The organism is Sorangium sp. So ce726 (assembly GCF_051521405.1).
Classification (GTDB): Bacteria; Myxococcota_A; Polyangia; order Polyangiales; family Polyangiaceae; genus Sorangium.
Genome location: NZ_CP150349.1, coordinates 4655302 through 4678647 on the forward strand (window position 1 = coordinate 4655302; position 23346 = coordinate 4678647).

20 protein-coding genes and 1 pseudogene are annotated in these 23346 nt (G+C 69.8%); 9 read left to right on the plus strand and 12 right to left on the minus strand.

The window, feature by feature from the left end:
- The first annotated feature begins 39 nt into the window (after positions 1 to 39).
- From WME79_RS17395 to WME79_RS17405, 3 genes are all read left to right on the plus strand, one after another.
- Positions 40 to 1152, plus strand: coding sequence for an SDR family oxidoreductase (locus tag WME79_RS17395; RefSeq protein WP_437536919.1), 1113 nt, complete (start codon positions 40 to 42; stop codon positions 1150 to 1152).
- 1 nt (position 1153) lies between these two features.
- Entirely contained in the window at positions 1154 to 2245 is a 1092-nt protein-coding gene (locus WME79_RS17400; protein ID WP_437536922.1) for a sulfotransferase family protein, read from the plus strand.
- A 249-nt stretch (positions 2246 to 2494) separates the two neighbouring features.
- Positions 2495 to 2905, plus strand: a complete 411-nt coding sequence (locus WME79_RS17405; protein ID WP_437536925.1) for a VOC family protein — start codon at positions 2495 to 2497, stop codon at positions 2903 to 2905.
- Positions 2906 to 2953: 48 nt separating this feature from the next.
- Here the strand turns inward: WME79_RS17405 and WME79_RS17410 are convergent, their stop codons facing one another.
- Positions 2954 to 3607 (minus strand): TetR/AcrR family transcriptional regulator, encoded by a 654-nt coding sequence (locus WME79_RS17410; protein WP_437536928.1) that lies wholly within the window; start codon positions 3605 to 3607, stop codon positions 2954 to 2956.
- Positions 3608 to 3690: 83 nt separating this feature from the next.
- Here WME79_RS17410 and WME79_RS17415 point away from each other — a divergent pair, with 83 nt between their 5' ends.
- The 5 genes from WME79_RS17415 to WME79_RS17435 all read left to right on the plus strand — a co-directional run bounded on the left by WME79_RS17415 (position 3691) and on the right by WME79_RS17435 (position 8245).
- Entirely contained in the window at positions 3691 to 5238 is a 1548-nt protein-coding gene (locus WME79_RS17415) for an FAD-dependent oxidoreductase (RefSeq protein ID WP_437536931.1), read from the plus strand.
- Between the two features lie 475 nt (positions 5239 to 5713).
- Positions 5714 to 6490 (plus strand): hypothetical protein, encoded by a 777-nt coding sequence (locus WME79_RS17420; RefSeq protein WP_437536933.1) that lies wholly within the window; start codon positions 5714 to 5716, stop codon positions 6488 to 6490.
- 209 nt (positions 6491 to 6699) lie between these two features.
- Positions 6700 to 7089 (plus strand): hypothetical protein, encoded by a 390-nt coding sequence (locus tag WME79_RS17425; protein WP_437536935.1) that lies wholly within the window; start codon positions 6700 to 6702, stop codon positions 7087 to 7089.
- 238 nt (positions 7090 to 7327) lie between these two features.
- Positions 7328 to 7498, plus strand: coding sequence for a hypothetical protein (locus WME79_RS17430; protein WP_437536938.1), 171 nt, complete (start codon positions 7328 to 7330; stop codon positions 7496 to 7498).
- A 618-nt stretch (positions 7499 to 8116) separates the two neighbouring features.
- Positions 8117 to 8245, plus strand: coding sequence for a hypothetical protein (locus WME79_RS17435; protein WP_437536940.1), 129 nt, complete (start codon positions 8117 to 8119; stop codon positions 8243 to 8245).
- Positions 8246 to 8522: 277 nt separating this feature from the next.
- Here WME79_RS17435 and WME79_RS17440 read toward each other — a convergent pair whose 3' ends face one another.
- The 9 genes from WME79_RS17440 to WME79_RS17480 form a co-directional block, all read right to left on the minus strand.
- Positions 8523 to 9197: an O-methyltransferase gene (locus WME79_RS17440; RefSeq protein ID WP_437536943.1), complete on the minus strand. Its 675-nt coding sequence runs from the start codon at positions 9195 to 9197 to the stop codon at positions 8523 to 8525.
- Between the two features lie 202 nt (positions 9198 to 9399).
- Positions 9400 to 11421, minus strand: coding sequence for an alpha-amylase family glycosyl hydrolase (locus tag WME79_RS17445; RefSeq protein WP_437536946.1), 2022 nt, complete (start codon positions 11419 to 11421; stop codon positions 9400 to 9402).
- A 251-nt stretch (positions 11422 to 11672) separates the two neighbouring features.
- Positions 11673 to 13007, minus strand: coding sequence for a cytochrome P450 (locus tag WME79_RS17450; RefSeq protein ID WP_437536949.1), 1335 nt, complete (start codon positions 13005 to 13007; stop codon positions 11673 to 11675).
- 251 nt (positions 13008 to 13258) lie between these two features.
- The gene (locus WME79_RS17455) at positions 13259 to 13936 is read right to left on the minus strand and encodes a phenylalanine--tRNA ligase beta subunit-related protein (RefSeq protein ID WP_437536952.1); all 678 of its coding nucleotides are present in this window, start codon (positions 13934 to 13936) and stop codon (positions 13259 to 13261) included.
- Entirely contained in the window at positions 13902 to 14309 is a 408-nt protein-coding gene (locus tag WME79_RS17460; protein ID WP_437536954.1) for a Rieske 2Fe-2S domain-containing protein, read from the minus strand. The genes WME79_RS17455 and WME79_RS17460 overlap by 35 nt, the downstream gene beginning before the upstream one ends.
- A 15-nt stretch (positions 14310 to 14324) precedes the next feature.
- Positions 14325 to 15779 carry an iron-containing redox enzyme family protein gene (locus tag WME79_RS17465; RefSeq protein WP_437536957.1) on the minus strand — a complete coding sequence of 485 codons (1455 nt, stop codon included), beginning with the start codon at positions 15777 to 15779 and terminating at the stop codon, positions 14325 to 14327.
- Positions 15780 to 15872: 93 nt separating this feature from the next.
- Positions 15873 to 17090: an ATP-grasp domain-containing protein gene (locus WME79_RS17470; protein ID WP_437536960.1), complete on the minus strand. Its 1218-nt coding sequence runs from the start codon at positions 17088 to 17090 to the stop codon at positions 15873 to 15875.
- Positions 17087 to 18292 (minus strand): MFS transporter, encoded by a 1206-nt coding sequence (locus WME79_RS17475; protein ID WP_437536963.1) that lies wholly within the window; start codon positions 18290 to 18292, stop codon positions 17087 to 17089. The genes WME79_RS17470 and WME79_RS17475 overlap by 4 nt, the downstream gene beginning before the upstream one ends.
- Positions 18289 to 19530 (minus strand): ATP-grasp domain-containing protein, encoded by a 1242-nt coding sequence (locus WME79_RS17480; RefSeq protein ID WP_437536966.1) that lies wholly within the window; start codon positions 19528 to 19530, stop codon positions 18289 to 18291. The genes WME79_RS17475 and WME79_RS17480 overlap by 4 nt, the downstream gene beginning before the upstream one ends.
- Before the next feature lie 588 nt (positions 19531 to 20118).
- On the opposite strand from WME79_RS17480, the gene WME79_RS17485 reads away from it, so the two are divergent.
- Positions 20119 to 20988 (plus strand): DUF899 domain-containing protein, encoded by an 870-nt coding sequence (locus WME79_RS17485; protein ID WP_437536969.1) that lies wholly within the window; start codon positions 20119 to 20121, stop codon positions 20986 to 20988.
- 78 nt (positions 20989 to 21066) lie between these two features.
- Here the strand turns inward: WME79_RS17485 and WME79_RS17490 are convergent, their stop codons facing one another.
- Positions 21067 to 21450 (minus strand): hypothetical protein, encoded by a 384-nt coding sequence (locus tag WME79_RS17490; protein WP_437536972.1) that lies wholly within the window; start codon positions 21448 to 21450, stop codon positions 21067 to 21069.
- A gap of 97 nt (positions 21451 to 21547) precedes the next feature.
- Positions 21548 to 23240: pseudogene (locus tag WME79_RS17495) on the minus strand (amidohydrolase).
- Between the last annotated feature and the right edge of the window lie 106 nt (positions 23241 to 23346).

Sequence of the window (23346 nt, forward strand, 5' to 3'; positions counted from 1 at the left end):
TCCGCTCGCCTTGGCCACGCGATACGCTCCCTCTCCGCCATGAAGGAAGCGCATCTCGTGACCGGGGCGACCGGGTTTGTCGGCGCCGCGCTCGTCCTGGAGCTGCTGGGGCGGACCGATGACGACATCGTGGCGCTGGTCCGACCCGGCGACACCGGGGCGGTCGAGAGGTTCCGCCAGTCCATCCACCATGCTGCAAGGCTCTACGAAGCGACCGATGTGCTCGCGAAGCTCGACAGGTGCCGTGTCGTCGCCGGTGACGTCGTCGAGGAAGATTGCGGCATCCGCGAGCCGATCGGTGTTCGCGTCGCGCAGGTGTGGCATGTGGCCGCATCGCTGCAATACGAGAATCGTCACGTGGACGTCATCAGGGCGACCAACGTCGAAGGTACCCGCCGCGTCCTCGCCCTCGCGGGGCAGCTCGGGGCGGGGACGTTCAATTACATCAGCACGGCGTACGTTGCAGGGCGAGCGACGGGGTCGATCCCCGAGGTGCAGAGCCGCGGCAACGCGACCAACAACCACTACGAGCAAAGCAAGATCGACGCCGAGACGCTCGTCACCTCCTGGGCGAACGGGCGCGTTCGTATCTTTCGCCCCAGCATCGTCGTGGGGCACAGCCGCACGCTGGGGGCGACCTCGTTTTCGGGCTGTTATGGTTTCTTTCGCCAGCTCGTGCAATTCCGGGGGATGATCGAGCGCACCCAGAAGGGCTTGCTCTCGCGATCCCCCGTGCGGATGAGGGTCGACCCGGATGGCGACCTGAACCTCGTTCCGGTCGATGCCGTCGTCCAGGAGGCCGTCGCGATCGCCCTCCAGGACGCATGCGAGGGTGTGTTTCATCTGACGCATCCATTCCCATGGAAGACCGGCGCGTCGGTGCGCGCGATGTTCGAGATGCTCGGTATGCACGCGCCCATCTTCATCGACCGGCGTGACGACCTCTCCTGGCTCGATCAGCAGCTCGACAAGCGGATGGACTTCTACGGCTCGTACATCATCGGTCACAAGCATTTCGAGCGAATCCGGACGGACGCGGCGCTCCGGGGGTGCGAGCGTTTTGCGTATACCGAGGTGCCCCTCGTGGCGCTCTGCCAGTGGTACTTTCAGGTCCTCGAAGAGACCCGCAAGAACCTCCCGGTGGCACGCTGACATGGGCGCGCTGGGGCCGCTCTTCATCGTGGGGACGGGGCGTTGTGGGTCGACCATGCTGTCGAACCTCGTGCGCCGGCATCCGGACCTGCTGAGCATCTCCGAGTTCTTCTCGCTGGCCACCGACCTCGGTGGACGGATCTCGATGTGTTTTCCGGACCATCCGATCGGCGCGGACGAGCTCTGGCGGATCGTCGCGGGCATCCAGCCCAAGCTGGCGACGATGCGGCGCCACGACGTCATGATGGACGAGGTGCTGTATCGGCCGGCGGCGCTCCCATGTTTCGGCGGCGTACCGGGCGTGCCGGCCATCCTGGAGACCGCGCTTCCTCATCTGTGCGACGAACCGGAGGCGCTGCTCGACGACCTCGAGCGCTTCGTCGCCACCCTGCCGGCGGCGGCGGTCGGCCAGCACTATCAGCAGGTGTTCGGCTTTCTCGCGCACCGCTTCGGCAAGCGAACGTGGATCGAACGTTCCGGGGGCTCGCTGCGGCTGGTTCGCCGGCTGATCAAGACCTTTCCCGAGGCGCGTTTCGTACATCTGGTCCGCGACGGCCGCACCTGCGCGATCTCGATGAGCCGTCACCTCGGGTTTCGCATGGCCTTGATCGCGGTTCAGTTGACCGAGATCCTCGGCGTCGACCCGTGGGAATCGAGGGACCGCGCCTACGTGGACGACGTGCCCGAGGAACTGCTCCCATTCCTGCCCGAGCGCTTCGATCGCGAGGCCTTCCTGCGCTACGAGACGCCGCTGCCGCTGTGCGGTCATTACTGGTCCGGCGAGATCGTGACCGGGCTGGACGAGCTCTCGGGCGTCGCGCCCGGGCGGCTGTTGACGCTTCGTTACGAGGACTTCGGTCGAGCGCCGCGCCCGACCATCGCTCGCCTGATGGAGTTCATCGGCGTCGACGCCGATGACGCCTGGATCGAACGCATGGCGGGCATCGTGCGTCCGGCGCGCTCGCGCTTCACCGAGCTCGCGCCCGCAGAGCGACGCGCGTTGATGGAGGCGTGTCAGCCTGGTTTCGCCGCGCTCGCTGAGCTGTATTCCGCCGAGGTCGCGGAGGCGGCCCTGGACGAGGCACCAACCTGAGCGAAGACGAGTGAAACATCCGCACGAGGTCGCCGGCGCGCTCTCCGAACGCCGAGCAACCCGAGGGGCGGCCGTGAACCGGATGCTACAGCGGGGAGCAGGTTCGTGTGATACGGGCTCAGCCGCTAGGCAGGCGAGTGAGGCGTACGAAAGTACGCCGCAGCGAGCCGAACGACGCGGATGAGCCCGTAGCGCACGAACCTGCTCCCCGCTGTAGGTCGCGACGTGCCCTGCTGCTACCCTCATCGCATGTCCGACCTGCTCGTCAACATCGATGTACCGGCGCTCGATCCTGCCATCGCGTTCTACACGCGTGCGTTCGGCTTGCGTGTCGGGCGGCGCTTTGGCGCTTCCGGGGTCGAGCTCCTCGGCGCGGCGGCCCCCATCTACCTCCTGCTGAAGCCGGCCGGCAGCGAGCCAGCCGCCGGCGCGTCCCCGCGCGACTACCGGCGCCACTGGACGCCGGTCCACCTCGATTTCGTTGTCGACGATCTCGAGGCCGCCGCGCGTCGCGCGCTGGAGGCAGGCGCGGTCCCCGAAGCCGATATCGAGGTGGTGGCGTGGGGGCGCATGCTCCGCCTCGCCGATCCCTTTGGCCACGGCATCTGCCTCCTTGAGTTCAGCGACCGCGGCTACGACGCGATCGCCACGCCCGGCTGAACGGGCGGAGGTCGCGCGGGACAGCGGCTCTCGGCGCTCTCGACGAGATCACGTGTCCTCCCGCCCCGCGCCGGCGCCGGGCCCTCGGGTCTGCATCCCGCGCAGGTAGCGCTCGAGCAGCCGCACGAGCTCCTCGGCCAGCGCGCCGGAGCGCACGTCGTCGGGCCGCTCGACGATCGCCTGATGCACGACCGCGTGCGCCGCGGTCTGCATCATCCACCACGCGAGCTCCACGTCCGGCGCCGGGCAACCCCACGCCGAGAGGAGCTGCTTTGCCTCCTCGCGCAGGAAGCCCTCGCTCGCCGCGGACCGGGTCGCCCTGATGCGCGGCATCTGCTCCAGGAACACGCGGTGCAACTCGGGCTCCACGGCGTGGGCGGCGATGCCGGCCTCCACGATCGTCCGGATCACCCGATCGGGCGACTGCCCTTGATGCGCGGCGAGCACCGCGGCCGCGGCTGCGCGGCCCTGCTCGATGTGCCGGCGGTGGAGCTCGGCCACCAGCGCCTCCTTGCCCGGAAAGAACTGGTAGAGCGACGCGACGTTCACCCCGGCCCGCTGGGCCACGCGGTTCGTCGTCAGCCGCGCGTACCCGTCCCGGACCAGAATGTAAGCGGTCGCCTGCAGGATCGCCTCGACCGTCGCCCGCGACCGGTCCTGCGTCGGCTGTTTCCGCGGCGTGACGGCGTCCCGCTTGCGCATGGAACCATGCTGGCAGAACACAAGCTGACGAGGCAAGCGACAGCTTCCAAGATGGGGTGACTTCACCTGACAGGAGACAGCCAATGAATCCGTCGCTGAGCACGCATGTCCTCATCGCGGGGGCAGGGCCCACCGGCCTGACCCTCGCGTGCGACCTGGCCCGCCGTGGCGTGGCGTGCCGGATCGTCGACAAGTCGCCAGCCCATTTCGCCGGCTCTCGCGGGAAAGGCGTGCAGCCGCGCACCCTCGAGGTCCTCGACGATCTCGGGGTGATCGACGCGGCGATGGCCGCCGGAGCCCCTTACCCGCTGATCCGCGCCTACGACGGCGGCGCGGTGCTCGGCGACTGGGCCATGTTCGAGCGCCGCGCGCCGACGCCGGACGTGCCCTATCCGAACATCCTGCTCCTCGGGCAATGGCGGACGGAGGAGATCCTGCGCGCCCGGCTCGCGGATCACGGCGTCCGTGTCGAGCTCGCGACCGAGCTGGCTGGCTTCGAGCAGGACGGCGACGGCGTGACCGCCACGCTGGTTCGCGCGGGCGAGACGGAGCAGGTCCGCGCCGCTTACCTCGTTGGCGCGGACGGGGGGCGTAGCTTTGTGCGGCGCGCGCTCGGCGTCGGCTTTCAGGGGGAGGCGCTGGAGGCGGACCGGGCGCTCGTGGGCGACGTCCGCGCCGACGGGCTGGACCGCGAGCGCTGGCACGCCTGGCCGAAAGCGCGCGGCGGACCGGTCGCGCTGTGCCCGCTGCCCGGCACAGAGCGCTTCCAGATCCTGATTCCGATCGATGGCGACGAGGCGCCCGAGCTGACGGTGGAGGCCGTCCAGAGGCTGTTCCACGAGCGGACCGGCCGCTCGGATGTCTGGCTGCACGACGCGAGCTGGCTGTCGCTCTACCGGCCCAGCGTGCGGATGGTGGACCGGTACCGGGTCGGCCGGGTGTTCCTGGCCGGCGACGCCGCGCACGTGCACCCCGCGGCCGGCGGGCAGGGCCTGAACACCGGCGTCCAGGACGCCTACAACCTCGGCTGGAAGCTCGGCCAGGTGCTGGCGGGAGCGCCCGCGGCGCTGCTAGACACCTACGAGGAGGAGCGGCTGCCGGTCGCCGCGGCGATGCTCGGCCTCACCTCGAGGCTGCATCGCCGGACCGCGGAGGGAAGCCCAGGCGAGCAGCGGCGCGGCCCGGAGACGCAGCAGCTCGACATCAGCTACCGCGGGAGCTCGCTGGTCCGTGACGAGGCCCTCGACGAGCACGGCGCGCCGGCGCGCGTCCTCGCGGGGGACCGAGCGCCCGATGCGCCCTGCCATGACGCCGAGGGCGCGCCCGTCCGCCTGTTCGATGTGTTCCGCGGCCCGCACTTCACGCTGCTCGCCTTAGGCGCGGCTCATGGCGACACGGTCGCCCGGGCGAACGCCCGGTACGGCTCCGCCGTGCACGCGCGCGCCGTGGTGCAGCCGGGGGAGCCAGGGGGCCGGCGCGCCCTCGTCGACACGGACGGGCACGCGCGCGCTGGCTATGGCGTTGATGGCGATGCGCTCGTGCTGGTCCGCCCGGACGGCTACATCGGATGGCGCGCTTCCCCGGGCACGCTCGAGCAGCTCGAGGACTACCTTCGTCTGCTGGTCGGGTGATCGCGTTGTCCACCCGCGCGTTCGGCTTGCGCGGCGGGCAGCGCTTCGGCGCTTCCTTCCTCGCCCTGGCGTACGGTCCGAGCTCCTCTCCTGTGTGTTGACGGAATCTCTGCTACTTCTGCACGTCAGGTGCAGCTTCGTCGCCGCGCCGAGGTGGAGGGAAGAGCCTCCACTGCTGGCGGGTCCGAGCGCCAGCGCGAGCCTCGCGTCCACCCAGGAGGCTCGAGCACCGCCCCAAAATGGGGTGCAGGAGCTCTCCCTGTGCCAGGCAAGGGCTTTGCTACGGCTGTGCTTGGCGGTGCGCTGAATCCGATCGAGCGACCGCGCAGGCCACGCGACACCTCTCGATGTCGCGTCCCCTGACGCGACCGCGCGCTCCGCCCGCGCAGGAATGGACCGAGTCCCCGCACGCGCGCGCCCGCGAGATCCGCTCACGCGCCCGCGCGACCTCAAAGAAAGGCAGCGAAGAACGACCATGAACACCCGTCGGTTTGGACAAGTCCTCTTGGCCTTCACGATGACGCTCTCGGCCGGTTGCGCGGTCGAGGCGTCCAGCGATGAGGAGCAGAGCGAGGCCGTGGGCGAGGCGGAGGAGGCGATATCGGTCTTCTCCTTCAGCCGGAGCGCGACCAACAACGCCACCGTGAACACTGCCAACTTCAACCTCAACATCAACCCGAACCGGCGCGTGATGATCGGCACGACTGGCATCGTCGGCGCCAGCTCCTCGGGCGACACGTTCCTCCGCCTGTTCGACCTGAGCTCCGGGGTGCCCGTGGAGGTGGCCTCGGCGAACGACGGCCCCTCGGGCTCGATCTCGGCGCAGATCCGCTATACGACGTCGTCGACGGGCTGGCCCTTCCAGATCCGGGCCGGCTGTGACGGCTTCTCCTCGTGCAGCGGGACGGTGGCGATCGCGCGTGGCAAAGGCACCTTCTCGTACTCGAGGAGCAGCACGAACTACGCCACGACCAACTATGTCGACCAGGCGTATTTCTTCAACGCCGGAGAGACGATCTCCTTCGGCACCTGCTCGGCGGTGCTCTACGGGGCGAGCCGATCGGGGATGTCGTACATTCGCCTCTTCGATCGCAATGGCGTTCAGGTCGCGGTGGACTCCGCCGAGACGATCGGCTGCTCCGAGATGCCGAAGACGACGCACGTCGCGGCGCTCTCGGACTACTACACCTTCCGCGCCGGATGCGTCGGCAACACCTCGTGCACCGCGACGGTGGCCGTCTACGCCGAGTGAGGCTCGACCAGCTCGCGGCGAGGAGCTTCCCTGTCAGATTCACGTCGAGCAGGTGATCCCATGAGGTCCCAGTCAGGTGCCGTCCGCTCGGTGCCAGGCGGCGCACCCTCTGGACGTCGGGATCGGCGCATCGGTCGGACGTCGGAGCTCATCCATGATGCCCAGCATGGATCAGCGAACGCCGGTGCATCGTCCATGCGCGCTCGATCGTGGTCTACAAATCGCAGCAATCTTCACTCATGGAAGCCACGACACACAGGCTGATCGCCGCCCTCTTGCTATCGCCCGTTTGTTCCTCATGTGCCATGGCGACGGAGGATGTAGGCGAAGAGCCTGACGCGGTCATCTTGGATGACATGAACACGTCAGAGGCCACAGCCACCGCATCGGATGAGCTGGATTTTCATGACGTGCCGCGCGTCGATCGTCAATTGATCTGCCTCACCTTGACGACATCAAGCCAAGAGGCGAAGGAGGCGTTTTGCGGATCGCGATGGAGGCTCGACCCCGACCAGAAGGACGTATGCTCGAAGAAGGCAAGCAGCGGGAGCGATTTTGAATGGGTCCTCTACTGCGCACTGACGACGTTCCCGGATTAGCCGCATGAGCCGCTAGATCCAGTTCTGGGTCGATGGTCAGAAGCTCTACGCTCACAAGGACATCGAGGGGGCGCGCGGCGACGAGGACTTCGAGGACGCGGTCCAGGCGGACGTGCGCAGGCTCGGCAACTTCGTGACGATTATCGACGATACTTGGAGCGTCCAGGCGAGGGACGCGCGTGGCATCGTCTATTGACGAGCCTCTCGAAGGAACAGGAGACCAAGGCGGCTGAAGCGCGTGAGCTCGAGCGCTACCTGCCCACGGTCGAGCGCGCCCTCCGAAGGCGAGGCCGGCACGGCAGACGAGGGCGCGGCGGACGAGGGGGAGCCCGATGCCGAGGCGGCAGAGGAGGGCGAGCCGGGAGCCGAGGCGGCGGAAGACGTCGATCCGGACGACGACGAGCCGTGATCGCGCTGGACCGCCGCCGCACGGCCCTGGGGCCGCGGCGTGAGTGCATCCGTCAGGTCTGCAAGCGGCGATCTCAGGATCGAAAGCTTCAGGGGCTTCCTTACGGGTAAGTCCTTGAAAATGGTGCGGAAAGACCCTGGCCCATGTCCTGCTAAGTAACCAGGACAGAGCGCCCGTGACGGCTTCCCCCCCCGCCGTCGAATGGGCGCTCTTTTTTTATGGCTCCCCCACAGAATCTGTGGGCGCGCGGGCCGAGCAAGCACGGAACGACCTGTGGGCATCCGCGGGGCGCCTTACCGCATCGCATTTCTGAGCGATGCCTCGAGGGCATCCGTCGGACGCATCGTCTGCTCCCGGATCGTCGTCGCACAGGCTGTGCGCGGACGCGTCGACGCGCAGCTGGAGACCGGAGAATTGAACGCAAAGGCGCAAAGGCGCAAAGGCGCAAAAAGACACGAGAGGGGCATTTAGTTCTATTCTTGTTATCCATTGACCACTTGATGAATGCCCCATTCTCTTTCCGCTTTTTTGCGTCTTCGCGCCTTTGCGCCTTTGCGTTAAAATCCGAGATTCTCAGCGACATCCGTCCTATCCACGATGAGGCATCCAGCGCTGTGGGTGGCTCCGCGCACGGAGCGCCTTCGCCCGGAGCGGGCAGCCGTGGCCTTCGAGAAGCTGGCCGCCGAGGGCGAGCCCGAAGCCGAGGCGACAGAAGACGTCGATCCCAGCGACGACGACGAGCTGTGATCGCGCTGGACCGCCGCCGCACGGCCCTGGAGGCCGCGACGCGAGCGCATCCGTCAGGTTTGCAAGCGATCATCTCAGGATCGAAAGCTTTCAGGGACCTCCTGATGGGTAAGTCCTTGAAACAAGTACGGAGAAGCCCTGGCCCGGGTCCTGCTAAGTAACCATGGCAGAGCGCCCGTGACGGCTTCCCCCCCCCGCCGTCGAATGGGCGCTCTGTTTTTTGTGGGCCGGCGCGGGAGGGCGCGAGGAGCGCCCGGCAGACGCTCGGCCGCTGCGGCTACGGATCCTCCGTGACAAGGACGATGGCGAGGCCGTCGTATCCCTTGCTGCCCACGGTCTGGATCGCCGTCGCGCTCACGCGTCGCTCGGCGGCGAGCAGCTTGTTCAGGCGGCGCACCCCCTGGACGCTGGGATCGGCGCTCTCGGGGTCGATGACCGCCCCCTTGCGCACGACGTTGTCGATCACGATGACGCTGCCGCGGCGGGAGAGCTTGAGCGCCCACGCGAAGTAGTCGGGATTGCTCGGCTTGTCGGCGTCGATGAAGATGAAGTCGAACGGGCCGCGGCCCTCCGCGGCGAGCTTGGGCAGCGTGTCCAGCGCTCGCCCCAGGCGCAGCTCGACGATGTCGGCCAGCCCGGCGCGATCGAGGTTCGCGCGGGCGACCTCGGCGTGCTTCGGCTCCGACTCCAGCGTGATCAGGCGGCCGCGGGCGGGCAGCGCCCGCGCGAGCCAGATCGTGCTGTAACCCCCGAGCGTGCCGATCTCCAGGATGGTTCGCGCTCCCCGGATCTGCGCCAGGAGATGCAGCAGCTTGCCCTGGTTCGGCGAGACGTTGATCGGCGGCAGGCCGGCCGCGGCGCTGGCCGCGAGCGCCGCATCGAGCGCGGCGTCGGACGGCACGAGCAGATCGGTGAGGTAGCGATCGACGGCGGACCATTGCTCCTGAGCCATGAAAATCATCCTCCTCACGTCGGGCGACCACCGTCGCCTCGCACGGGTGAGTTGAGCGCCAAGTGTTGAATTTTACTGCATGTATCGGCGATGCTGAGCGCCCCAGCAGGGGCGCCTCGCTGCCCGAGCAAACATTGGATGTTTGTCCGTTATAACAGATGTTTGTGGTGGGTGCAGCCCTCGCCGCCGCGCAGGGCTCGTCCTACCGCGGCACGAGGACGCGGACGTCCCAGGGCGCGAGGTCCAGCGCGAGGGAGCCGGCCCGGAGGTGCGCGCCGGCGCCGCTCAGCGCGTCGCGCAGGCCGCCTCGCGCGTGGGCGGCGAACGGCTCCGGGAGGCTGAGCCGCTTCTTGACCGATCGCTCGCTGAAATTCAGGACCACGAGCGCGAAGCGAGACGCGTCGTCGCTGTGCCTGACATAGGCGAAGACCTCGTCGTCGGGCCCCCCGGCGTGCACCGTGTGGTGCCCCGGCGACCGGAGCGCCGCGACACCGCGCCTGAGCCGGATCAGCTGCTCGTAATGCTGCGCCAGCTGGCCGCGCGGGGGCCGTGAGACCGGGGCGAGGCCGCCGTACGGCTCGTACTCGGCGCCGAGCTCGTCGAACGTGTAGACGCACGGGATCCCCGGCAGGGTCAGCAGCGCCGCCGCAGCGACGCGCGTCAGCCCCGGACCGTGGCGGGTGACGAAGCGCGCGCCGGTGTCGTTGTTGTTGATGAACCTGAGCGTGCGCTCGGGGCGCGCGGCGCGCGCCGCGGTGGCGGCGAGCGCCGAGCCGAGCCGGGCCGCGACGCCCCGCGGCGCGCTGAACACGTCTTTCCAGGCCCAGTGTCCGAGCTCCTCGGTCCAGTCATACGCCGCATCGAACCCGTGCTGCAGGTAGTACGGATCGCGCGCCGAGGCCTCGGCGATCAGCGCGAGGTGCGGGCTCACGCGCCGGAGCTCGGCAGCCCAGGGGGACCAGAGCTCGCCGCGCCGCTGCTTGATGCCCCACGCGGCGTCGACGCGATAGCCATCGATGTCGAACCGGCGCACCCAGTGCAGCGACGCCTCGAGCATCCAGCGCGCCACCTCGGCGCTGTCGTAGTTCAGGTTCGGCAGGTGCTCCCAGTCGAAGTAATGCGTCGGCTCCCCGCCGTCGTCGCGATCATAAAAGCCGAAGGTGTGGGCGCGGTTCATGCGCCGTTCGGCTTCCCGGAAATACGGGTGCTCGGCCGAGGTGTGGTTGGGCACGAGGTCGAGCAGCACGCGCAGGCCGCGCCGGTGCGCGTCGTCCACGAGCTCGCGGAGATCTTGCTCGGTCCCGTAGTCGGGGCGCACGCGGAAGTAGTCGGTGACGGCATACCCGAAGTCGCCCTCGGGCGCGGCGAAGATGGGAGATAGCCAGATCGCCGTGACGCCGAGCTGCTCGATCGCGGGGAGGGCGGCGCGGACGCTCTGGAGCGGCGGATCGCCGAAGAACGGCGGCACGACGCCGTAGAGGACGGCGTCGTCGATCCACGCCGGTGCGGTCGCGCCAGAGGCGGCTTCGAGCGGCGGCGCGACACGCGCGGCGTCGCCTCGGCCGCGCTCGTCGCGCACCCTGAGCTCGTACAGCGCCTGACCGCCGGCCTCGGGCGCCGGCAGCTCGAGGCGAGCGCCCTGCCCGAGCGGCTCCGGCGCCGCGCCGCCGCGCAGGCGGAACCAGTCGAAGGCGACGATCTCGGCGCGCGAGCGCTCGCTGGGCTCGCTGCTCGTCGCGTGGAGGACGAGCTTTCCGCCGGCCAGCTCAGCGCGGGCGCGGGCGCGCGGCGTGTCCTCCAGCCGGACGCGGTAGGTGACGGGCGGGGAGTCCAGGTCGCCCGCGCTCGCCTCCCGGCAGCGCGCGACGATCTCGTTCTCGCCCTCGATCAGCGGGATGTCCGCGAAGAACCGCTGCTGCTCGATCGCCGCGGGGAACACGTCGCCGCCCACCCGGATCGCGCAGCGCTCCAGCGTGCCCGCCCCGGCGAGGGCGCCGTGGATGCGCGCGCTGAAGGCCCAGACGTCGGTATCGCCGGCGTGTAGCTCCAGCCGCGCTTGCGCCGCTGCGGAGGGGCGCGCCGATACCGAGGGGGTGACCGATTCACACGAGGGCGCCGCCAGGAGCAGAGCGGCAGCCCATCCGAGCCGGGTGAGTGGCCGCGCAGGATGCGATGGGCCCAGGGGGCGCTGCCGATGGGCATCCACCGCCGCGCCGATCGGCACGACCGATCCAGATGGAGATGCACAGGGAGAGGAGGCGGCGGTCGAGCGGAGGAGACGTCTCAGCATGGGGGCGATTCGGCAAGCGGGGGAGCCCCTCTATTCCAGAACCACCCCCGACGATCGCCGAAGCGCTGAGAGCAGGGAGGTTTTATGTCGTGATCTTCTCCCTCTCCTCCATGTCCGCTGAGTCGTGGCATCCACGGCGGCGCGTTCCCGTGCTGGGGCTTCCTCTGCGCCTCCTCGCGCCAGGATCAGGCGGCGGCATGGAGGCGGCTGCGGCTGCGGGCGTGCACGACGACCGGGACGCCGCCCGACGGGCTCAGCGTCAGATTGCGGCGCACGGGGCGGGGCGGACGCTCGTCGAGCAGGCCGAACTCCCATGCTGACAGCGCCACGCCGAGCACGATCTTCATCTCGAACATCGCGAAGGCCGCGCCGATGCAGCGGCGGTGTCCGCCGCCGAAGGGCAGGTACTCGAACGGGGAGAATTTGCGCTCCAGGAAGCGCTCTGGCCTGAACCGGGACGGCTCGGGGTAGAGCTCGGGGTGGTGGTGCACGAGCAGGATGCAGGGCGCCACCCCCGTTCCCGGCTGGAGCTCGTGCTCGCCGAGGCGGAGCGGCTGCGCCAGGAGGCGCGGAGACTCGGTGACGATCGGATAGATGCGCAGCGCCTCCTTGCACACGGCGTCCAGGTAGGGCAGGGCAGCGAGTCGCTCGGGGTCGGGCTCCGGGCCGAGGGCGTCGATCTCGTCGCGGAGGCGCGCGAGGACGCCAGGGTTGCGGTGCACATGATCGAGGGCCCACGCGAGGGCGAGCGCCGTGGTCTCGTGTCCTGCAAACAGGAGCGTCCGGAGCTCGTCGAAGATGGCCTGATCACTCATGCTCGATCCGTCGTCGTAACGGGCCGAGACCATGAGGCTCAGGATGTCGTCGCCCGGCGCCGCGCGCGCCCGCTCGATCTGCCCGCGGATCAGGGCCTCCAGGTCGCCGACGCGCCGGCGGAAGCGCGCGTAGGGGCCGAAGCCGCCGAGCTCCCGCTGCAAGGGCGGCAGGAAGGTCAGCGCCGGGGTCAGCGCGTCGGTCATGGCGACGACGGCCCGAGCGAACGCGCTCGTTCGAGACGGCTCCTCCACGCCGAAGACGGCGCGGATGATGACGTCGAGCGAGATCGCCTGCGTGAACTCCTGGGCGATGGCGCGGGGCGCGCGCGCCGCCTCGGTGAGCCGGCGGGCGGCGGTGTCCGCCATCGCGGCCGCGTAGGCGCGCATGCGATCGCCGTGGAACGGCGGCGTCAGCAGCTTCCGCTCGCGCCTGTGGCGCTCGCCCGAGAGCATGAGGAGCGAGTGCTCCCCCACGAGGGGCGCGATCGCCTTGGTGGCGAAGGGAAGGAACGTCTCGGGCGGCGCCGTCAACACTTCCTCCGCCGATCTGGGGCCTCCGGCGATCACGACGTCACCGCTGACCACGGGGACGTTGAAGACATCCCCGTACGTGGAGGCGCACCGCGACAGGAACTCGAACGGACGGGTGACGAACTGGTAGGTTGTCAGAAGTCGGCCGCGCGGGCCTCGGGGCAACTGGCTCATGGCGTACCTCGGCGGGGGTTCGAGCCCGGGGAGGCGCGCGGCGCCTCGTCGGGATCGATGCAAGGATGGGCTCGGCGCGCCGCTCCGGCAGCGGCGTCGGGCGCCAATGTTGCGACGGATGGCGCCAGGCGAGGGTACGCGGCGCGGGCAGGGGCGTCGAGCGCCGAGGTTGCGACGGAGGACGCCAGGTCGAGGGCACGCCCAGAACCAGCGGTCCGAACCGACTCCGCTGCTTCGTCGGCCCCCGAGGGTCAGCGCGCCTCGATCTGCACGAGTTGTCCGCGCGCCTGCCTGCATGTCTTGCGGATGAGGTCGAGGGCATGCAGGCAAACGTCGCGGCCATGGGCCTCGTCGGTCTGCTCGTTGCCCAGCGCCAGGAGGATCGCCGTGCGGGTGGCCTCGCCGATCTTGAAATCATCCGAGTCCACGTCGCGCTTTCCGAGCCAGGCCAGCACCGCACCGTCACAATCGTAGATCAGGTCGCCTGCGGGAATGGCGGCCTGCTCGGCCCTGAACAGGGGCCGGATGCGCTCGGTCCCCGCAGCGCAACGGACATGCACGTCGGAGAGCACCCGACGCCCGTCGTGTAAACCGAGGCCCGCGCAGGCGGTGGCGCTGGCGATGTTGCAGGCGTCCACCACGTTGTTGATCGATCGGAACCCCCGCTTGCGGAAGCTCTCCACGAGGCGCTCGCCCGCGGGCACCTGGCGCGGATACCCGAGTCGCTCGAACAACGTCCGGTAACCCTGGACTTCCCGGCGCTCGGCGAGGTGATCCCCTTCCTGCGCGAGCCGATCCATCAGCTGTGCGATGTCGCCCGCCAGGGCGTTCGCCGGCCCGGGGACCACCTCGACGTGGTGGATCAGGCACGCGACGGGGTGACGGATACCGAGCCTAGCGGCATCCTCGTGGAGAACGAGCTTCATCATGAGGGATCTCTCTGTTCAGGCTGCGCGGACACGGGGAGCTCCGCCGCGGTCCGTGCAGGTCCGCGTCGGCGATGAGCGACCGGCGCATCAGGCGCGGCGCGCCGGCGGACGGTTCGTCCAGGATCACGGCGACCTGAGACCCCCGCCGGATGAGGGCGAGCGAGCGGCGCCGCAGGGCGTTCAGCGGCACGCGGGCCTCGTGCCACGGGCAGACGAGCGCCTGGCCCTCGCGCTGGGCCTGGTGCAGGGGCCCGCCGCGGTGTGGGCAGCGGTCGGGCGCCATCAGCGTCTGCGAGCCGGTGCGCAGCAGGAAATAATCGGCCGAGTCACCGGTGATGTAATTGAACTCCTCCAGATCGAAGCGGAGCAGCACGACGATGCCTCTCTTCTAGACGGCCAGGCCGATGCCCGTCATGACGTCGTGCGGCACCACGGGCTGGTGATAAACGCAGCGCTCGGACAGGATCACCGAGCCGTGCAGGCGGCGGCGCGGGATGATCGTGGTGTCGCCAGGACCCAGGATCAGCGGCTCGCCGCCGGCGGGCCAGAACTTCATCTGGCCGGACTCGATGACGAGCAGCCGGTGCTCGTCGTGGACGTGGGTGGTCGAGCGCTCGTCCAGGTACTCGACGAAGGTGTCGCTGGGCCACCGGTGCTTGCCCTGATCGATCTCGTCGATGAGCCGCCGGGCCGTCGCGGAATACTCGTCCACGCGATCCGTCCAGGCGATCTGGGCGATGAGGTCCCGATCGGCGATCTCCTGGAGCGCGCGGAACTCCTCGTGACCGCGCACGATGTCCTCAACCACCGTGTCCCCGTAGCGCTCCAGCACCGGCACGAGCAGCTTGTCGAACACCATGCGGCCGTGGTGCTTGTCGATGTGCACGTGCTCATCGAAATAGCGCGTGCACGCCTGCTCGCCGAAGACCGCGCGCAGCATGCGCGCATGGTGCGCGCACGCGTGGGCCAGGGTCACCTCGGTGTAGTAGAGCGCGCCGAGGTACTTGAAGAAGTGCGCGTGGTGCCGCGACACGTAGTGGAAGTAGTTGGTCAGCGAGAGCGACGTGCTCAGGTACAACTGCCAGTACGTGTGGATCTGGGGTACGAGCCCGACGCTCGCCATCGTCTCCTCGAAGAGCGTGCTGTGCTTGCTGCCGTGGACCCCGTAGCCGTACTCGTCGATGAGGATCTTGAACAGCTCGGACTGGGGCGCGCCGTAGGCGCCGAGCAGGTTACGGCCCATCGCCGAAGCCTCGGACAAGTAGTCGCTGGCGAGCTGCAGAAGAAAGAAGGTCGCCGCCTTGCGGCGACCGCTGGCGCGGAGGATCGCCTCGGTCACGGTAGGCTCTGCCCGCTGGGCCTCCTCGTCGAGGGTGAGGAAATACTCCCTCAGCGCTGCTGCGGACCACCGCCCGGAGGTCTCGACCTCCTCGCGCAAGAAGCCGAAGACGTGGTCCTCGAGCGTGCCGCGGATGATCTCCCCGAGGATCCGGGAGCGGTCGTCGTAGAAGGCGCGGAATGCCTCCCAGTCGCGGCCCCCGTTGTTCCTCGGCAAGAACAGCAGATCGGCCTCGTAGATGTTGAGCAGCATCCGGTGAGCGACGAGCGCCGGGTAGCTCGTCAGGTCCTCGCGCCGCAGCGGCCCCGAGAAGTCGAGGTAGGGCAGGTCATCGGTGCGCACCGGACGCCGGTAAGGATCGTCGTGAATCAGTAGCTCGTCGGGCTCGGCGTTCCGGAACAGCGGGCTGCTCGCATACAGCTGGATGCATTCCTTGACGAGCGGCGAGCCGCTGCGCAGGAGGTCCTGCAGCAACGGGGACGCCGCGGAGAGGTTCATGGTCATCTTTTCTTGTTTCCTTTCGATCGCTGCATCGTCAGACGGCGCGGAAGACTGTCATTCTCGGTTGTTGCGCTCATCAGGCGACGTGTAAGACAGTCATTCTCGCCAGGCGGTGCTCTCCTCGAACCAGGCGGCGAGCTCCGTGATGCGCTCGGTGATCTGCTCCTCGCTGTCGCCCTGCAGGGCGAACGTCGCGATGGAGTCCACGCTGGACGAGGCCCCGGCGTAGCGCTTGCCGGCCGTGCCGGCCTGCCGGCGCTGGGGGACCCACGGGAACGGGCACTCGGCCGGGACGCGCTCCAGCACGCCGGCCCGAGGCGGCATGAGCAGCCAGCCCGACAGGCGGCGCGGGGCCGGCTGCGGCGGGGGCACGTCGCCATGATGCGCGCGCACATAGGCCATCTTCATGTCCAGATCGTAGGCCGCCAGCAGCGCGTCGTTGACGCCCGCGCCGCCCAGGCGGCTCGCGACCTCGCACAGGACGAGCTCGTCCGCGGGCGTGTGGAACACCTCCGCGTGGAACAGCGTGAGCTCCGGCGTCGGCAACGCGCGCAAGAGCTCCTCGACGAAGCGCACGAGGCGCGGATGGAGCGGGCTCGCGGGGCCCAGCATGACGCTGCCCAGGAAGCGCCCCTCGTTGAAGCTGAGGCAGCTATTCACGTAGCGGGACGGCTGGATCAGGATGAACCGGCCGTCCGCGATCATGCCGTCGACGTGGTACATGTCGCCCGCGATGAACTCCTCGGCGAGCAATGCGCGGGCCGCTGGCAGCCCGCGCGTGAGCAGCGCCTCGAGGTCGGCGCGGCCGCGCAGCACGTGGGTCCCCTCGGAGCCGGCCCCGCTCACCGGCTTCACCACGACCGGGTAGCCGACGAGGGCGATGAACTCCTCGAGGGCGAGGGCGTCCTCGAACCGACGCCATCGGGGCACGCGCAGCCCGCGCTGTGCGGCGATCGTCTTCATCACGTGCTTGTCGCGAAAGGCGAGCGCGCTGCGCACGCCCTGCCCGAGGATGCCGCAGCGCTCCCGGACGCGGGCGGCGCGCAGCAGCTCCGACTCCGAGATCGAGACCACGCGGCAGAAGCCGTGGCTTTCGTGCAGCTCGACGGCGCGCAGCTCCACCATGCCGTTTTCCTCGAAGCTATCGAACAGCTCCACATGACCGAAGAGCCGCTCCATTGCCGCCGCGCTGGTTGCCTGTCCGGCGGAAGGCCGCTCGGTCAGGAGCACGTCCTGCCGCGTCACCACGTCGGCCCATTTCTCGTAGGGAGTTCGGGTAAAGACCGTCTGATTGAGGAGATAGAGGATGCTCACGATGCCTCCGATGTCTGGCGCAGCGCCCGGGGCAAGCTGCGCACAATGACGAACGCCAGCAACAGGGCGAGCACGGAGCCGAGGAGCCAGTAGGCGCGCCCGCTCTGGCGGCCGTCCAGGGCCGCGTAGAGCCTGCCGCCGCCGAGGTGGCCCAGCGTGCCTCCGATGCCCGCGCCGAGGCTCAGCAGGCCCATGGCGGTGCCGACGAGGGCGCCCCGGACGCGGTCGCTCAGCATCGCTTCGACCTTGGGGCCGATGAGGATCTCGCCGAAGCTGAAGACAAAGACGCCGCACAGGAACGCGCCCAGGCCGAGGTCCGCAGCGCACAGGAGCAGCCCGAGCGACACCGCGGCCATGCCCAGCGCGAGGACGACCTCCCCGCGCCGCGACGAGAGCCGGCTGGCGACGGGCACCTGGAAGGCGACGACGGTCGCGGCGTTGACCGAGAAGAGCAGGAAGGCGCCCGCCTCGTCGTAAGCCGCCTTGGCGAACAGCGGGAGGGTCAGCTCGATCTGCGAGTAGAAGAAGAAGAATCCGATCATCACCAGGACCAGAGCGGCGACGTCGGCTCGGATCAGGGCGCCGAGCCCCGCGAAGGTGCCCCGTCGGGCGTCCGGCTCGCCGCTGCCCTGCACGGCGATCTCCGGGACGAGGACCAGGCAGAGGACCCCGTAGACGAAGAAGAGCGCGGCGCAGACGAGGAAGAGGACCTCGTACGAGAGGCCGGAGAAGAGGAGTCCAACCGCGGGGCCGACGGCAGCCCCCAGGTTGACCGCCGTGTCGCGCAGCGAGAAGAGCACCATCCGATCCGACGGGTCCGCGAGGTGGACCAGGGCGCCTTTGCTCGCCGGGATGTAGAGCGCCGAGCCGAGGCCGAGGAGAAAAGAGACCGAAAGCAGCGTCCAGAAGCCGGTCGCCAGGAGCATGAGCGGGTAGGAGGCAGCCCGTACGAGCAGGCCGGTCGCCATGATCGCCCTGTGGCCGAACCGGTCGGCCATCATGCCGCCGACGACGGCGAGCCCCCACTGGACCCACATCTTCACTGCCAGGACGAGCCCGAGCTCGACGACGGAGAGGTGCAGGCGGTCCTTGAAGTAGATCGCCATGATCGGGATCACCAGGAAGGCGCCCGCGTTGATGAGGAACATCCCGGCGACGATGAACCAGACCGGGAGCGAGAGGTTGCGCAGCCGGGCGATCATCCGATCTCCACCTGGATCGCGCTCAGCGCGGCGAGGCAGTTGCTCTCGGCGATGGCGGCGTTCTCCCCGCGCGCATAGATCACGGCCAGCTCGCCGCGCCAGTCGGTGGGAGGCGAGACCTGCGCGCCTGGAGACGCCGTGACCGTCACCCCGAGGACGCCCGGATAGCCGCGGGCGAGCTCCACGCCGCGGATGGAGCGGAGTCGGCCGTGCGTGGCGGCGTACACGTAGTACTCGCAGGCGCCGGCGCTCGGCGCCGCAGGCAGCGCTGGGGCCTCGCCGACCGCCATGCGGAGGATCTGCTCGTGGACGTCCGCCCGGTACGCCTCGGAGATCATCGGCCCGATCAGGCCCCCTGCGAGGCGCGGATTCACCTCGATGAGGGCCGGCCCGTCGGCGGTCAGCACGAGCTCGGTGTGCGCGGGGCCGTGCGTCACGCCGAGCGCCCGCAAGGTCCTCACCACCAGGTCGTCGACGCGCCGCCGGAGGGGCTCCGGCAGCAGCACCGGGAAGGCCGCGGCGAGCTCCACGAACGAGGGGAACGTCCCGAGGATCCGGCTCGTCACCCCGAGGATCCGCGTCTCGCCACGGAACGTGAGCGTCTCGACGCTCACCAGAGGGCCGCGGAGGAACTCCTCCGCAAGGACCTGGCCGCCCGCCTCGAGCGCCATCTCCCGGATGACCGGGAAGGTGGCGTCCACCTCGTCGGCGCCCTGGCACAGCCGGACCTCCTGGCTGCCCGTCCCGCGCGAGGACTTGAGGACCAGCGGATAGCCCCACTCCTGGGCCAGCCGCCGCGCCGCGCCGGCGTGCTCGACGACGCCGAATCGCGGCCCCGGGATCCCGTGCTGCGCGCTCAGCTGGCGCAGCCGGTGCTTGTTGCGCGCGTCGCGGGCAGCCTGCGCCGGGATATGGGGACATCGCATCTCCTCGGCGACAGCGGCGGCGGCCTCGATGTTGCGATCGACCAGGCAGGCGATTCCATCGAACGGGTGCGCGCGCCGTAGATCGGACAGCGCACGCGCCAGGCAGGGAGCCGAGGTGGATTGGCCCACGCCGAGCACCCGCCCGCGCGGCAGCCGGCCAAGAATGCTGTGCCTTCCATAAAAGGGCGTGTACCGCTCCACATCATCCGTGACGAACGTCACCTCCCAGCCCAGGCGTACCGCCGATTCGACGATCTTCAGCCCGGCCCCGCTCCGCGCTGCTTCGATGATGACGACATGCTGCGTCCCCATGGCACCTCACGTTGAGACCTGTCGGAGGTCCGTTCCGTTCACTGTGGACGACACAGCAAGGTCGATGCCGCGAAGACAGGAAGCCAATTCCGCGAAGACAGCCGGGCAACTCGACAAATGCTGGCATTCGCGAGCGCAGGGGCGATCGGCGCTCCGGCTGCCGAGCTCATGGACGCTGAACGCGGTGTGTGGGCCATGAAACATCGCGCGGAATCGCCGTGGCCGCGAGGATCACCCCAGGCCAGCAGCGCCCTCACACGGCCCGCGGGCCTCGCTCGACGAGCGCTTCTGCGGCCGGGATTGCGCAACACGTGGGAGCACGGCGTTGCGCGATCGAGCAAGAGACGGTCGTCAGGGGTTCCCCGGATCGCTCCCGGTCGAGCCCGATCGAGCGGGGGCACCCGCCGGGCGAAGAGCTCGCCTGAGTTGTTAGGCAATACTCATGCCACGAATGCAGCGGCCGGCGACATTTTTTGGTGGATGCACCGATGAGTTTCGCGCGCCTCGGCAGTCCACCCCCCGAACCCGTTCCGCGGCAGCGCCCACACCCGGGCGAGGCCCATTCCCGATGACAATGGAGATGTCCCCATGACCCGGATCGAACTGCCCCGCGTCGTGTCGCGCGCCGAGTGGCTGGAGGCGCGCAAGGCGCTGCTCACCCGCGAGAAGGAGCTGACGAGAGCGCGCGATCGGCTCAACGCGGATCGCCGGCGCCTGCCGATGGTGGAGGTGACCGAGCCGTACGAGTTCTCGGGCGCCCACGGCAAGCTGCGCCTGCTCGATCTGTTCGAGGGCCGGCAGCAGCTCATCGTCTATCATTTCATGTGGCTATTCGAGGAGAACGGCCAACCCAAGGATCGCGGCTGCCCGAGCTGCTCGGGCTACGCCGATCAGATCTCGAAGGGCCACCTGCGGCACTGGCACAACGTCGGCACCACGTTCGCGTTCATCTCGCGCGCTCCCTGGGAGAAGATCGCGCCGTTCAAGGCGCGTATGGGCTGGCCCGTACCCTGGTACTCGTCGGAGGGCAGCCGCTTCAACCACGACTACCACGTCACGCTGGATGAGTCGGTCACGCCCGTGGAGTACAACTACCGAACGCCCGCCGAGCACGAGCAGGCGGGATCCGCTTATTATCTGGGGGGCAAGCAGCCCTTCGACCTGCACGGGCTGAGCTGCTTCCTGCGCGACGGCGAGCGCGTGTACCACACCTACTCGACCTACGGGCGTGGCACGGAGTCGACGGGCGGCTCGTACTATTTCCTCGATCTGACGGCGCTCGGGCGCCAGGAGGAATGGGAAGAGCCCAAGGGGCGCAGCACAGGGCTGGGCGCCAAGGCCGGCGACGAGCGCATCCGCTACCCCGACGAGCAGGAAGACCTGTCCGACTCGACCGGCGCGCGGCCCGCCGCCGCCGCTCCCGAGGCGGACGACTGCTGCTCACGAATGCGGCGCTGAACCGCGGTCCCGCGCCGCTCCCGGCGAAAGCGCGACGCCCGCGCGGCCTCGCGCGCCGTGGGCAGGAGTGAACATCGCTCACCGCGCATCGAACCTCACGTCCAGGTCCGGGTATTTGCGGGCCAGGTACTCCAGAGCCAGCCACGTGTGGCAGTGCCGGACGTCGGGCTGGCGGGCCGTGGGGCAGTTGCAGCCGAGGAACACGTCACCTAGCCGGGCCTCTTGCGCCAGCGCGTCGAAGCGCCCCGCTTGCTCCGCAAACCGCTCATCGAGCGCCGCGAGGTAGGCGGCGCGAAACCTCTTGAAGCCAGCTTGCGAGGGGTCCGACAGGAACTCTTCGACCATCTCCGGGGTGGGCCTCAGGACGTGGTGCGTGTGTTTGCGCGTGTCGTACCGCTTGCCCTCCGGCAGCGGATCGTCCTCCCGGCGGCGCCCGCGGACGAGCTGGTAGCGTGCAAGCATGCGCTGATTCCTCCTTTCGTTCGTCGTTTGCAAACATCGGCCGTGAGGTCTCATGGCGGTCCGGACGAAGCGCTGCGCGCGCCGCTCACCGCGCCGCTCACCGCGGCGCCGGCGCGCGCGCCACGCGGCCGCCCACGACCACCATGTCGATCGGCGTGTCGACGAGCGAGCGATCGGGCGAGAGATCGCGGCCCAGGACGGTCAGATCGGCGACGTATCCAGGCGCGATCCGGCCCCTCTGGCCCTCGGCCCACGCCGCATACGCGGGCGCCGCGGTGAAGGCGAGGAGCGCCTCATCGAGGTCGAGCCGCTCCTCGGGCATCCACCCGCCCGGGGGCTGGCCCGAGAGATCCTGCCGGGTCACGGCTGCATGGATGCCGAGCAGCGGTGAGGCGTCTTCTACAGGGAAATCCGAGCCGAACACGAGGCGCGCGCCCGACGAGAGCAGCGACCGCCAGGCATACGCGCCCTTCAGGCGATGGGCGCCGAGCCGCGCGGGCGCCCACGGCATGTCGCTCGTCGCGTGGGTCGGCTGCATCGAGGCGATCACCCCGAGCGCCGCGAAGCGCGGCAGATCGTCGGGCGAGAGGATCTGCGCGTGCTCCACCCGGAACCGCAGCGCGGCGGCCCGCCCCGGGCCGAGCGCCTCGAACGCGTCGAGCACGGCGCGGTTGGCGCGGTCGCCGATCGCGTGCACCGCGAGCTGGAAGCCCGCGTCCGCGACGAGCCGCGCCGCGCGCGTGAGCGCCTCGCGATCCATCAGCAAGAGCCCGCTCGTCGAGGGCTCGTCCGCGTACGGCGCGAGCAGCGCCGCGCCGCGCGAGCCGAGCGCGCCGTCGGCGAACAGCTTGACCCCGCGCAGCACGAACATCGCCGTGCCTGTCGGGTCCACGTCGGGCGCGCGCGCCTTCAGCCCCTCGAGGTTCCCATCGCCCGCGAGGTACGCGGTAACGCGGATCGGCAGCCGCCCGGCGGCGGCGAGCGCGCGGTAGACGGCCACCGTCTCGTCGTCGATGCCCATCTCGTGCACGCCCGTGAGACGAGAGCGCCTCCTCGGCCGCGCGCAGGATGCGCCGCTCGCGCACGGCGGGCGGGTCAGCCGGGATCTTGGCCTCGATGAGGCCCATCGCGTTGTCGACGAAGACGCCCGTCGGCTCGCCCGCGGCGTCGCGCAGGATGCGCCCGCCCGGCGGATCCTGCGTGCCTCGGCCGACCCCGGCCGCGCGCATCGCCGCCGCGTTCGCCCAGAGCGCGTGCCCGTCGACGCGGCGCAACGCCACCGGGTGCTCCGGCGCCGCCGCGTCGAGCGGGGCGTGCGTGGGGAACGCGGCGCCCGGCCAGAGGTTCTGGTCCCAGCCGCGGCCGGTGATCCACTCGGCCTTCGGGCGGGCCTTCGCCGCCTCGGCCACGACCGCAGCTGCAGCCTCGGCGCTCTTCGCGCCGCGCACGCTCAGCGTCTCCAGCGCGACCCCGAGCCCGTAGAGATGGGCATGCCCGTCGACGAGCCCGGGCACGATCGCGCGCCCCGGCAGCTCCTCGACGCGCGTCCCCGGCCCGACGAAGGCCTTCGCGCCGGCGGCGCTGCCCACGAAGACGATCCGGTCGCCGCGCACGGCGACCGCCTCGGCGCGCGGGTTCCCGGGGTCCATGGTCCGGACGACGCCGGCCGTGATCACGAGATCTGCGGGCGCCGAGGGCGTCGACGTCGCGGCGGGCAGGCCCGGTGAGGCACAGCCGGGGGCCAGGCTGCCGAAGAGGCTCAGGAGCGTCGCTCGGAGCGCGTTCGACATGAGCGCCACCCTAGCACCCGCATGGGGCGCGCAACGGCGGGCAGGGCGCCGGCCACACTCACCTCACTCGAGCCAGCGCTGCAGGAAGGCGACCCCGCCGCAGCCT

Coding starts and splice junctions, on each gene's coding strand:
- WME79_RS17455 (WP_437536952.1), bottom strand. CDS start 13,936: ATGATGAAGCTCGTTCTCCACGAGGATGCCGCTAGGCTCGGTATCCGT.
- WME79_RS17395 (WP_437536919.1), top strand. CDS start 40: ATGAAGGAAGCGCATCTCGTGACCGGGGCGACCGGGTTTGTCGGCGCC.
- WME79_RS17490 (WP_437536972.1), bottom strand. CDS start 21,450: ATGCTTGCACGCTACCAGCTCGTCCGCGGGCGCCGCCGGGAGGACGAT.
- WME79_RS17450 (WP_437536949.1), bottom strand. CDS start 13,007: ATGAGCCAGTTGCCCCGAGGCCCGCGCGGCCGACTTCTGACAACCTAC.
- WME79_RS17475 (WP_437536963.1), bottom strand. CDS start 18,292: ATGATCGCCCGGCTGCGCAACCTCTCGCTCCCGGTCTGGTTCATCGTC.
- WME79_RS17405 (WP_437536925.1), top strand. CDS start 2,495: ATGTCCGACCTGCTCGTCAACATCGATGTACCGGCGCTCGATCCTGCC.
- WME79_RS17415 (WP_437536931.1), top strand. CDS start 3,691: ATGAATCCGTCGCTGAGCACGCATGTCCTCATCGCGGGGGCAGGGCCC.
- WME79_RS17410 (WP_437536928.1), bottom strand. CDS start 3,607: ATGCGCAAGCGGGACGCCGTCACGCCGCGGAAACAGCCGACGCAGGAC.
- WME79_RS17420 (WP_437536933.1), top strand. CDS start 5,714: ATGAACACCCGTCGGTTTGGACAAGTCCTCTTGGCCTTCACGATGACG.
- WME79_RS17440 (WP_437536943.1), bottom strand. CDS start 9,197: ATGGCTCAGGAGCAATGGTCCGCCGTCGATCGCTACCTCACCGATCTG.
- WME79_RS17465 (WP_437536957.1), bottom strand. CDS start 15,779: ATGACCATGAACCTCTCCGCGGCGTCCCCGTTGCTGCAGGACCTCCTG.
- WME79_RS17485 (WP_437536969.1), top strand. CDS start 20,119: ATGACCCGGATCGAACTGCCCCGCGTCGTGTCGCGCGCCGAGTGGCTG.
- WME79_RS17400 (WP_437536922.1), top strand. CDS start 1,154: ATGGGCGCGCTGGGGCCGCTCTTCATCGTGGGGACGGGGCGTTGTGGG.
- WME79_RS17480 (WP_437536966.1), bottom strand. CDS start 19,530: ATGGGGACGCAGCATGTCGTCATCATCGAAGCAGCGCGGAGCGGGGCC.